This window comes from Streptomyces sp. NPDC107562 (assembly GCF_055657325.1).
The window spans coordinates 287,491-298,549 of record NZ_JBVKBE010000009.1 but is presented as its reverse complement, the minus strand read 5'-3'; the positions used below and the strand labels follow the sequence as shown (position 1 = coordinate 298,549).

Annotated in this window: 10 protein-coding genes; 7 read left to right on the top strand and 3 right to left on the bottom strand. The window is 72.1% G+C overall.

What is annotated here, in order from left to right; translation table 11 throughout:
* The first annotated feature begins 117 nt into the window (after positions 1-117).
* The 5 genes from ACZ7LV_RS25200 (at position 118) to ACZ7LV_RS25180 (ending at position 5,153) form a co-directional block, all read left to right on the top strand.
* A complete protein-coding gene (locus ACZ7LV_RS25200) occupies positions 118-1,053 on the top strand; it encodes a coiled-coil domain-containing protein (RefSeq protein ID WP_401673426.1) in 936 nt (311 codons plus the stop codon).
* Between the two features lie 85 nt (positions 1,054-1,138).
* Entirely contained in the window at positions 1,139-2,095 is a 957-nt protein-coding gene (locus ACZ7LV_RS25195; protein ID WP_471942375.1) for an ABC transporter ATP-binding protein, read from the top strand.
* A 1-nt stretch (position 2,096) separates the two neighbouring features.
* Complete coding sequence (locus tag ACZ7LV_RS25190; RefSeq protein ID WP_471942374.1) at positions 2,097-2,867, top strand: ABC transporter permease; 771 nt, start codon at positions 2,097-2,099, stop codon at positions 2,865-2,867.
* A 124-nt stretch (positions 2,868-2,991) separates the two neighbouring features.
* Positions 2,992-4,302: an ABC transporter ATP-binding protein gene (locus ACZ7LV_RS25185; RefSeq protein ID WP_471942372.1), complete on the top strand. Its 1,311-nt coding sequence runs from the start codon at positions 2,992-2,994 to the stop codon at positions 4,300-4,302.
* Entirely contained in the window at positions 4,299-5,153 is an 855-nt protein-coding gene (locus tag ACZ7LV_RS25180; protein WP_471942370.1) for an ABC transporter permease, read from the top strand. The genes ACZ7LV_RS25185 and ACZ7LV_RS25180 overlap by 4 nt, the downstream gene beginning before the upstream one ends.
* A gap of 58 nt (positions 5,154-5,211) precedes the next feature.
* Here the strand turns inward: ACZ7LV_RS25180 and ACZ7LV_RS25175 are convergent, their stop codons facing one another.
* Entirely contained in the window at positions 5,212-5,553 is a 342-nt protein-coding gene (locus ACZ7LV_RS25175; protein ID WP_471942368.1) for an ATP/GTP-binding protein, read from the bottom strand.
* 220 nt (positions 5,554-5,773) lie between these two features.
* Between ACZ7LV_RS25175 and ACZ7LV_RS25170 the strand changes: the two genes are divergently transcribed.
* Complete coding sequence (locus ACZ7LV_RS25170) at positions 5,774-6,805, top strand: LLM class flavin-dependent oxidoreductase (protein WP_471942366.1); 1,032 nt, start codon at positions 5,774-5,776, stop codon at positions 6,803-6,805.
* A gap of 84 nt (positions 6,806-6,889) precedes the next feature.
* Here the strand turns inward: ACZ7LV_RS25170 and ACZ7LV_RS25165 are convergent, their stop codons facing one another.
* Complete coding sequence (locus tag ACZ7LV_RS25165) at positions 6,890-7,282, bottom strand: SCO5389 family protein (RefSeq protein WP_365452197.1); 393 nt, start codon at positions 7,280-7,282, stop codon at positions 6,890-6,892.
* A 291-nt stretch (positions 7,283-7,573) separates the two neighbouring features.
* Between ACZ7LV_RS25165 and nucS the strand changes: the two genes are divergently transcribed.
* Entirely contained in the window at positions 7,574-8,245 is a 672-nt protein-coding gene (nucS, locus tag ACZ7LV_RS25160; RefSeq protein WP_401673409.1) for an endonuclease NucS, read from the top strand.
* A gap of 113 nt (positions 8,246-8,358) precedes the next feature.
* On the opposite strand, the gene ACZ7LV_RS25155 is transcribed toward nucS, so the two are convergent.
* Positions 8,359-10,935, bottom strand: coding sequence for an ATP-binding protein (locus tag ACZ7LV_RS25155; protein ID WP_471942364.1), 2,577 nt, complete (start codon positions 10,933-10,935; stop codon positions 8,359-8,361).
* Positions 10,936-11,059: the final 124 nt, after the last annotated feature.

Genomic DNA, 11,059 nt, shown 5'->3' with positions numbered 1-11,059 from the left:
TAGCCACTCAAAAGGGGTGTCATTCTCCAGATCAAACACGCATCCGCTCGATGACACACCGCTTCGGCCCCTAGGATTCCACCTATCACCTCACCGGTCTCATTCGACAGGAACCCCATGAGCGACACTTCCCCCTACGGCTTCGAGCTTGTGCGGCGTGGGTACGACCGCGCTCAGGTGGACGAACGCATCTCGAAGCTCGTCTCCGACCGTGACAGCGCTCTGGCCCGCATCACCGCTCTCGAGAAGCGCATCGAGGAGCTCCACCTCGAGACGCAGAACGCCCAGGCCCAGGTCACCGACGCCGAGCCGTCCTACGCCGGTCTCGGTGCCCGTGTCGAGAAGATCCTCCGCCTCGCCGAGGAGGAGGCCAAGGACCTGCGCGAGGAGGCCCGCCGCGCGGCCGAGCAGCACCGCGAGCTCGCCGAGTCGGCCGCCCAGCAGGTACGCAACGACGCCGAGTCGTTCGCGTCCGAGCGCAAGGCCAAGGCTGAGGACGAGGGCGTCCGGATCGTCGAGAAGGCCAAGAGCGACGCCTCCCAGCTGCGCTCCGAGGCGCAGAAGGACGCGCAGTCCAAGCGCGAGGAGGCGGACGCCCTCTTCGAGGAGACCCGCGCCAAGGCCGCGCAGGCCGCCGCCGACTTCGAGACGAACCTCGCCAAGCGCCGCGAGCAGTCCGAGCGCGACCTGGCGTCCCGTCAGGCCAAGGCCGAGAAGCGCCTGGCCGAGATCGAGCACCGCGCCGAGCAGCTGCGCCTGGAGGCCGAGAAGCTGCGCACCGACGCGGAGCGCCGCGCCCGCCAGACGGTGGAGACCGCTCAGCGTCAGGCCGAGGACATCGTGGCCGACGCCAATGCCAAGGCCGACCGCATCCGTTCGGAATCCGAGCGCGAGCTGGCCGCCCTGACCAACCGCCGCGACTCGATCAACGCCCAGCTGACGAACGTGCGCGAGATGCTCGCCACGCTCACCGGCGCCGCGGTGGCCGCGGCCGGTACGCCGGCCGAGGACGAGCCGATCTCCCGCGGGGTGCCCGCGCAGCAGTCCCGGTAACCACCCGGCGTACAGCTGCTGAACACCTGCGGAGCCCTCTGCCACTGAGGTGGCAGAGGGCTTTGTGCCGTTTTAGCGTGGCCGCATGATCGAGCTGGCGGGCCTGACCAAGCGGTACGGCGAGAAAGTGGCGGTGAACCAGCTGACGTTCAGCGTCAGACCGGGCATCGTCACGGGCTTCCTCGGTCCCAACGGCGCCGGCAAGTCGACCACCATGCGCATGATCCTGGGTCTGGACCACCCCACCGCGGGCGATGTCCGCATCGACGGCAAGCACTACGACCAGCTCAGGGATCCGATGAAGTACATCGGCGCCCTGCTCGACGCCAAGGCCGTGCACGGCGGCCGCTCCGCCTGGAACCACCTGCTGTGTCTCGCCCAGGCCAACGGCATTCCGTCGCGGCGGGTGCACGAGGTCCTCGACACCGTCGGCCTGACCGCGGTCGCGAAGAAGAAGGCCAAGGGCTTCTCCCTCGGCATGGGCCAGCGGCTCGGCATCGCGGGCGCGCTGCTCGGCGATCCTCGGATCCTGATGTTCGACGAGCCGGTCAACGGGCTCGACCCCGAGGGCATCCACTGGATCCGCACCCTGATGAAGACGCTGGCCGCCCAGGGCCGTACGGTCTTCGTCTCGTCCCATCTCATGAGCGAGATGGCGCTGACCGCCGACCACCTCGTCGTCATCGGCCAGGGCCGGTTGCTGGCGGACACGTCCATGGCGGACTTCATCGCGCGTAACTCCCGCAGCTACGTCCGGATCCGCACCCCGCAGCGGGAGCGGCTGCGCGATGTGCTGCACGGGGCCGGGCTCACGGTGGTGGAGACCGGCAGCGGGGCCTTCGAGGTGGACGGGGGCGCGTCGGAGCGGATCGGGGAGCTGGCGGCACAGCACCAGATCGTGCTGCACGAGCTGAGCACCCAGCAGGCTTCGCTGGAGGAGGCGTTCATGCGGCTGACGGCCCAGTCGGTGGAGTACCACGCGCACTCGGACGCTCCGGCCGGCCGGCCGGAGCGGTGGGGCGACGGCTGGAGGAAGGACTGACATGGCGGCGACCCAGGTCATCCGGTCCGAGTGGACGAAGATCCGCTCCGTCGCGTCCACGGTGTGGACACTGTCGCTCGCCGTGGTCGTGACCATCGCGCTCGGCATGCTGATCTCGGCGCTGTCGAAGAGCGAGTTCGAGAACATGGACGAGGCGGGCCGGCTCTCCTTCGACCCGACCTTCATCAGCTTCGCGGGCATGAGCCTCGGTCAGCTGGCGCTGATCGTGTTCGGGGTGCTCGTCGTCTCGAACGAGTACAGCTCCGGCATGATCCGCACCTCGCTGGCCGCCGTACCGCAGCGCGCCACCTTCCTGTTCAGCAAGATCGCCGTGGCCACGCTGCTGGCCCTGGTGGTCGGCATGGCGACCGGCTTCGCCGCGTTCTTCCTCGGGCAGGCCATGCTGGGCGACCTGGGGGCGGACCTCGGGGACCCCGGTGTGCTCCGCGCGGTGATCGGCGCCGGGCTGTACATGACGCTCATCGCGGTGTTCTCGATGGGGGTCGCGGCGATGCTGCGCTCCCCGATGCTGTCGCTGGGCATCCTCATGCCGTTCTTCTTCCTGATCTCCAACATCCTCGGCAACGTCTCCGCGACGAAGAAGCTCGGCCGGTACCTGCCCGACCAGGCCGGCAGCAAGATCATGCAGGTGGTGGCCCCGGTGGGGGACGACAGCCCCTACGGCCCCTGGGGCGGGCTGGGGATCATGGCGCTGTGGGTGGTGGCGGCACTGATCGGCGGTTACGTGCTGCTGAAGCGGCGGGACGCCTAGCGGCCCCGGAGGTTCGCCCCACCTTTTACCTCCTCTTGGAGGGAACCGTCAGCTCCTCGCTATCCTCCTAAGCCTTACGGGGGCGTGTGCCCCGCTGTCCTGAACCATTCGATGGGTGCGGAGCATGATCGAGGCAGACGGCCTGACCAAGCGCTACGGCGACAAGACCGCGGTGTACAACCTCTCCTTCCAGGTGCGGCCCGGTGCCGTCACCGGCTTCCTCGGGCCGAACGGCTCGGGCAAGTCCACGACGATGCGGATGATCCTGGGGCTGGACAATCCGACCGCGGGGCGGGTGACCATCGGCGGCTTCCCCTACCGCAAGCTGCCGAACGCGCCCCGCCACGTCGGTGCCCTGCTGGACGCCAAGGCGGTGCACGGCGGCCGCTCGGCCCGCAACCACCTGCTGTCCCTGGCCCAGCTGTCCGGCATCCCGGCCCGGCGCGTCGACGAGGTGCTCGGCGTGGTGGGCCTCCAGGACGTCGCCAAGCGGCGCTCCAAGGGCTTCTCCCTCGGCATGGGCCAGCGGCTCGGCATCGCCGCCGCGCTGCTGGGCGACCCGCAGGTGCTGCTCTTCGACGAGCCGGTCAACGGCCTCGACCCCGAGGGCATCCTCTGGGTGCGGAACCTGATGAAGGCGCTCGCGGCGGAGGGCCGTACCGTCTTCGTCTCCTCGCACCTGATGAGCGAGATGGCGCTGACGGCCGACCATCTGATCGTCATCGGGCGCGGCCAGTTGCTCGCCGACATGAGCGTGCGGGACTTCATCGCGGCCAACTCCGCGGGCTTCGCACGGGTGCGCACGCCCGACACCGAGCCGCAGCTGCGCGAGAAGCTGGCCTCGGCGCTGGCCGAGGCGGGCGCCCATGTGCTGCCCGAGCAGGACGGCGCGCTGCGGGTGACCGGTCTGCCGCTGCCGCGCATCAGCGACCTCGCGCACGAGACGGACGTACGGCTGTGGGAGCTGTCGCCGCACCAGGCCTCCCTGGAGGAGGCGTACATGCGGATGACCCAGGGCGCCGTCGACTACCGCTCGACCGTGGACCAGAGGGCGGGCCTCCAGCAGCAGATGCCGCCGGGCGCGCAGCAGGCCGTGCCCATGCCGGTCCCGGGGCAGGGCCAGCCGGGTTGGTACGCCCCGCCGCCGCCCCAGCAGGGGGGGCAGCCGTTCGCGATGCCTCAGGGCCCCGGCGCGGCGCCCCAGGGGCCCTACGGCGCTCCCTCCGGGCCGGGCGGGCCCGTGGCGAGCCCGCCGAACCCGTACGCCCAGCAGGCGCCGCACGGGGCCGCACAGCCGCTCCCGCAGCCGCCCGCCGCCCCGCTCGCGGCCCAGGCGCAGCCCCCGGCCGCCCCCGCCGCACAGCCGGTCCCGCAGCCGCCCGCCTCCTCCCCCGCCGCTCCCTCCGTCGAGACCAAGCCCGAGGACGCCCGATGAGCACGCCCCAGCCCCCCATGCCGCCGGCCGCGCCCGGCGCGCCGTACGCCGGCTACACCTCGCCGATCCCCGTGGTCCGCACGCATCTCGGGCACGCGCTCGCCTCGGAGTGGACGAAGATCAAGTCGGTGCGTTCCACGATGTGGACGCTGGGCGTGTTCGTCCTGCTCGTGGTGGGCATCGGGCTGCTCGCCGGGGCGCTGGTCGCGGCGAACACCTCCTCGGAGTCGGATCTCGGCGACCAGTCCGCGCTCTCCCTCGGCTTCTTCGGGCTGCTGCTCGGCAGCATGTGCGTGATCACGCTGGGCGTGCTGACCACGGCCTCCGAGTACGGCACCGGGATGATCCGGACGACGATGACCGCCTGCCCGCCGCGCGGCCGGGTGCTCGCGGCGAAGGCGATCGTCTTCTTCTCGCTCGCCTTCGTGGTCACGCTGGTCGCCTCCGGCTTCGTCGCCTTCGTCCAGGTCGGCATGGTGGGCAGCGCCCGGGAGCCCTCCGGCGGGGAGTGGCTGAAGGGGACGGTCGGCGTCTCGCTCTACATCGCGCTGCTCGGGCTGCTCTCGCTCGTGGTCGGCTCGATCGTCCGGCACTCGGCGGGCGCCATCACCATCATGATCGCGGCGGTGCTCGCCCCGCTGGTCATCGCGATGTTCATGTTCGCCTCCTCGCTGGAGGACGTGCGCAATGCCCTGTTCGAGTACTCGATCCCGAACCAGATGAGCATCTTCTACGCCAACTCGCTGTCCGAGTCCGGCCCGTCCGGCTGGGACCCGCTGTGGATCATGCTCGGCGTCACCGTCGCCGCGTACGTCGGCGCCTACGCCCTGCTGGAGAAGCGCGACGTGTGAGGCGCGTGCCGTACGTCACACGGCAGCGGGCTACTCCTGGAACACAGGACCGAGTCCCCTAGAACTTCGGCGCGTTACGGGACCGCCGCACCCGCGTGGTGCGGCGGTCCCGCGCGTTCCAGCACGCCTTGTGCCAGTGCCGGCGGTCGTCGACCCCCGCGTGCTCCGGCCATGCCACCACGTGCGGCACGGCGGAGGGAATCAGCTGGTCGCAGCCCGGACAGCGGTACGTCTTGCCCTCCGAACTGGCCCCGGCCACATGGCGCACGCTCCAGCCCTCGCCCTGCCAGTCCTGCGAGGTCTGCCAGCCTCCGTAGCGGCCCGGACCGTCCTCCTCGGCGCTCCGGGCGGACGAGCCGGCGGCCTTGGGACCGTTCGGACGGTTGCGACGCGGGGACACGGGACACCTCACGGAGCTATACAGGAACCGGGTCGTCTCCAGCCTACGCGGCCCGGAGACGGGTACGCGGAAAGCGACGAACCTGACAAGTCCCCCTCCGCGACCGAGCATTCTGCCGACAATCCGGAAATCTCTTCGCCAGGCCGTGTCCTCGGCACGTGTCAGACGGTTATGCCGGGTGGGGGAGCTCCGTGTCGGAGCCAAGGAAGCAGGAAGAGCGATGCGCGTAGGAACATTCGTGTTGGCGGCCCAGTTCCCGGGTCAGGGCCAGGGGGAGGCGCTGCACCGCGCGGTCCGCTCGGCGGAGATCACCGAGGAAGCGGGACTCGACTCGGTGTGGCTGGCCGAGCACCACTTCGTGCCGTACGGCACCTGCCCGTCGGCGATCACGCTGGCCGCCCTGGTGCTGGGCCGCACCCACCGTATCCGCGTCGGTACGGCGGTCAGCGTGCTGCCCACCACCCACCCGGTGGCCCTCGGCGAACAGGCCGCGCTGCTGCACGTGACGAGCGGCGGCCGCCTCACGCTGGGCGTCGGGCGCGGAGGCCCCTGGGTGGACCTGGAGGTCTTCGGCGCCGGACTGGAGGCGTACGAGAAGGAGTATCCGCAATCACTCGATCTGCTCCTGCGCTGGCTGCGCGATCCGGCGGTGGCCGGGTCCGGCGGTCGCTTCGACTTCCGTGAAGTCCCTGTCGTGCCACGGCCGTCGGAGTGCCTGACGGAGACCGGCGGCGGCCCGGAGGTGCTCGTGGCGTGCACCTCCCCGGCGAGTGTGCGGATGGCCGCCGAGCGCGGGCTGCCGATGCTGCTGGGCATGCATGTCGGCGACGAGGAAAAGGCCGAGATGGTCGCCCTGTGGCGGCAGCACGCGCGCGCGGTGGGCCGCCCGGCGGACGAGATCCGCGCCGCCGCCCATGTGTCGGCCGGCGTCTGCCAGATCGCCGACCGGCGCACCGACGCGACGGAGACACTGATGAAGGCGATGCCGGGATGGCTCAAACAGGGTCTCGACGCCCACGTCACGGTCGACGGCAGGGAGCGCCGGATGCGCGATCCGCTGGCGTACACCGAACTCCTCTGCGGCCTGCACCCGGTGGGCACCCCCCGGCTGTGCGCCGACCGGCTGGCGGCGACCAGCGAGCGCACCGGCGTCTCCCGCTTCGCCCTCCTCGTCGAGGGCTCGGGGGACCTGGCGGCCACGGAGGAGAACGTACGTCGGCTGGGCGCCGAGGTGCTGCCTCAGCTGACGTGAACACCCCCGTGGCGCGGGAGGCTTGCCGCTCCGGTACAGATCGCACCTCCCGCGTACGGAGCGGCAAGCAAGCGGTTCACCGCCTCAGCAGTCCCGCAGCTCCGGGGACTGATTCAGCAGCTGGCCACGGATCGAGGTGAAGCGGGCCAGCCTCTCGTCCGCCGAGGGATCCAGCGGGAACACCGCCACCCGGTGGCAGTTCTGGAAGGCCAGGCGCACTCCGAAGTGCCGCTGCAGCGCACCGCGGATGGCGTCACTCGCGAGCGCACGCAGCAGCTGACCGCGTGCCTGCTCGTCCGGCGGGGGCGTCTGGTTGTCGGCGAACTCTCCGCCGTCCACCTTCAGCTGGACCGCCAGGGAGCTGATCATCTCCCATGCGTAGGGCAGGGAGGTCCGGACGCAGTCGACGAATTCAGCTTCGTCGACCTCGCCTCGCTCGGCCTGTTCGAGTAGGGCCGGTGAGACGTCGAGCGACATGGGTTCTCCTCTCGCACCCCCAACCAGCAGGGGTTGCCGGACAGATGAGGGAGCACGCGAAAGCGAACACGCTGTGTACACACATCGCGACCTCCCGTTTAATACGGTAGGCAACGGACGGTGACCGCACCAGAAGAATGCACACACAGGCGGATCCCAGTGGGCACACAATCGGCCACCGCCGAACACGGTCATCCAGGACAACAGGGGTGGCCCCGGAGGCCCGCCCCGACCGCGGTGACCGGTGGGCGAATCGCGTCCACGGCGGCCGGTCGAGTAGCGTTGCCGACCATGCGTCTCGTCATTGCCCGGTGCTCCGTCGACTACGCCGGCCGGCTCACCGCTCACCTCCCCACCGCCCCCCGTCTGATCCTGGTGAAGGCGGACGGCAGCGTCTCGATCCACGCGGACGACCGGGCCTACAAGCCCCTGAACTGGATGTCGCCGCCCTGCACGCTGAAGGAGGGCACCGGTGAGGAGGCCGGAGTCTGGACCGTCGTGAACAAGGCGGGCGAGAAGCTGATCATCACGATGGAGGAGGTTCTGCACGACTCCTCGCACGAACTGGGCGTCGACCCCGGCCTGATCAAGGACGGCGTGGAAGCACACCTCCAGGAACTGCTCGCCGACCGCATCGAGACCCTCGGCGAGGGCTGGACGCTGATCCGCCGCGAGTACATGACGGCCATCGGCCCGGTCGACATCCTGTGCCGGGACGCCGAGGGACGGACGGTCGCCGTGGAGATCAAGCGGCGCGGCGAGATCGACGGCGTGGAGCAGCTCACGCGCTATCTGGAGCTGCTGAACCGCGATCCCCATCTGGCGCCGGTCCGGGGCGTCTTCGCGGCCCAGGAGATCAAGCCGCAGGCGCGCGTCCTGGCGACGGACCGCGGTATCGGCTGCCAGGTGCTGGACTACGACGCCATGCGCGGCATCGAGGACGACAAGCTGCGGCTGTTCTGAGGCGGCGTACGGCGGCGAGGGCCGGGTCCGAAGCACGGACCCGGCCCTCGCCGTGTCCGCGGACCCGGCCCTCGCCGTGTCCGCGGACCCGGCCCTCGATGTGGCCGCGCGGCTCAGATCAGCGGTTCGGCGCCGACCGGTGCGCCGGACTCCGTGGCGGTGGACTCGGTGGCGGTGGCCGAGGCGGAGCCGCTGGCGCTGGTGGACCCGGACGGCGACGGGCTGGACGAGGGCGACGGGCTGGTGCTCGGCGTGGGCGAGTCGGAGGGCGTCGGCTCACCGGACGGCGTACCGGGGGACGTCGACGGCGAGGTGGACGGCCGCTTCGTCGGAGACGACGACGGCGTCCCCGGGGCATGACCCCCGCCGGGGTTGTCCGTGCCGCTCGGCTCGTCGGACGGCTCGCCCGCTCCCGAACCCGTGCCCGGGTCCTGGGGTGTCGGATCGTCCGTCGTGCCGAACGTGCCGTCGGGACCCGGATCCGTCGGACGGCTGGTCGCCGTGCCGGTGTCTCCGTCGTCCTGGCCCGCGTCGTCCGCGCCCAGGCTGTCGTCGCCGGGGTCCTGGCTGACGGACGGGTTGACGCCGACCTGTTCGGACGGGCTCTCCGCGTCGTTGCTGGAGGTGGCGCCGAGCGTCACGACCGTGCCGAGCACGGCCACGAGCAGCGCGCCCGCGCCGGCCGCGACGAGGTTGCGCCGCGCCAGGCCGCGCAGACCGCCGCCCCTGCCGCGCCCCGAGGCCGCTCCGGGTGTGGAGCGGTGGGTGACGAGGTCCGGGGTGGGCTCGGGCCGTTGCAGCGGCGGGAACTCCGCGAGGACGGCGGGGACTCCGGCGGACGGCGTCGGCGACTCCTCGTGGTGGGTCTCGGGCACCTCCTCCGCGGCAAAGGCGCCGAGCGCGAGCGGGTCCGGGGCACCTTCGGGGGTGCCCTCCCGGTCGGTCACCAGGGCGAGGGCGCGGCGGCCGGCCACGGTTCCGCGCTTGTCGGCGAGGGCGCCCCGCAGCCCGATGGACGCCTCCAGTTCGGCGCGCGCCCGGTCGAGCCGTCCCTCGCAGAGCGCCAAGACGCCCAGTTCGTGGTGGAAATAGGCCTGTTCGGTCACGTCCCCGGCGAGCCGTGCGGCCTCGACGCCGGAGCGCAGCGCCCGTTCCCAGGCGCTCCAGTGCAGGCCCGCGGCGAAGGCGGGCGCGGCGGTGCGGGCCAGCCGCACGGTGGCGCTCTCCTCGTCCTCGGCCACCGGCGCGGTCACCGGGACGAGGGCCGCGAGGGCGGTGAGGACGGCGTCCGCCTCGGCGCACACCCGCTCCGGGGTGACCGAGGGGTGCCCGGCCCACCAGGCGTAGTGCTGGGCGGCCGTCAGGGCGGCGCCCTCGGGGTCGTCGGCGTATCCGGCGGCCTCCAGCTGGGTCTGGACCCCGGCGGCGAGCCGGTAGCGGGCGCCGACCGGGGAGACCAGCGCGCAGCCCAGCAACTCCCCGAGCGCGGCGTCCGCGTGGGTGTCGCCGACCAGGGCGGGCAGATGGGCCTGGTGGGGCACCTCGCCGCCGAGCGCCACGGAGAACCGCAGGGCGGCGCGGGCGGAGGCGCTGAGCCGGGAGGCGAGCAGCGCGGCGGGCGCGGCGCCCTCGGCGAGCGAGGGCAGCGGGATGTCCTCACCGACGGGCGGCCCGGGGACGGCGTCGAAGGGCTCGTCGACGGGGATGTCCTGGAAGACGCCGAACTCGTCGAGCGCCTCGGCGCCGGCGCGCAGCCGGTCACGCTGCCGCAGCAGGGCGCCGGCCTGGACGAACCGCAGCGGCAGGCCTTCGGACTCGAACCAGAGGTCGCCGGCCCAGTTGGCCTCGTCCTCGCCGAGCGGCCTGCCGACGGCGTGCTCCAGCAGTTCCAGACCGCCGGCGCGGTCGAGGCCGCCGAGGACGACCTCCTCGACGGCGGCCTCGGCGGACGGCGCGGGCACGTCGGGGGTGGTGGCGACGAGGTAGGCGCACTCCGGGGTGGCGTCCAGCAGTTCGTCGAGGGCCGCGCCGCCGAACTCGATGTCGTCGAGGACGACGACCGCGCCGATCTCCCCGACGCAGGCGAGAAGTTCGTCCGGTTCCGGCCGGTACAGGGGGGCGCGGTGGACGGCGTAGAAGAGGTCGTGCAGCAGATCGGCCGCGGTGCGGTGGAAGCCGCTGAGGCGCACGACCCCGTCGGGGGCGAGGTCGGCGCAGTCCTCGGCGACGATGTCGAGGAGGGTGGTGCGGCCGGAGCCGCCGGGCCCGGTGAGGCGCACGGAGCGGCCGCGGGCGAGCAGCCGTACCAGCTGCTCGCGTTCGTCCTGGCGGTGCAGGAGCGGCAGGGTGGGCCGGCTCGGGCCGGGCGGGACCGGCGGGGCCGCGGCGCGCGCCACCTCGGCGCGCTCGGCGGCGGTGCGCTTCTCGGGTCTTTCGGGGCGCTCCGCGCCGGGCTTCCGGCCTCGCTCGACCGGGGAGGTGCTCCCGGGCGGGCGGAGTTCTATCTCGCTGCCGTCGACGGGGTTGACGGTGAGCAGGAAGTCGCCGGAGACCAGCTGCACCGTGCGGGCGAGTGCGGGCGCGTGCTGGCCGAAGTCGGATGTGAGGGAGTCCCGGGGAGGGCGCTGGCGCGGCGCGTTGCCGTCACCGTCCTGGCCGTACTCCTCGGGTCCCCGGTTGTTCGGGTCCATAGGTTCAAGCCCCCAAAAGCATCGGGTGCGTCGAGCCCTCCCGGCCTTGCCGCACACCGCGCTGTCGCTTCTGGTCCGGGCCCGCACGAGGGTGGATCAGACGCGGGCGACCGAACCCTAAACC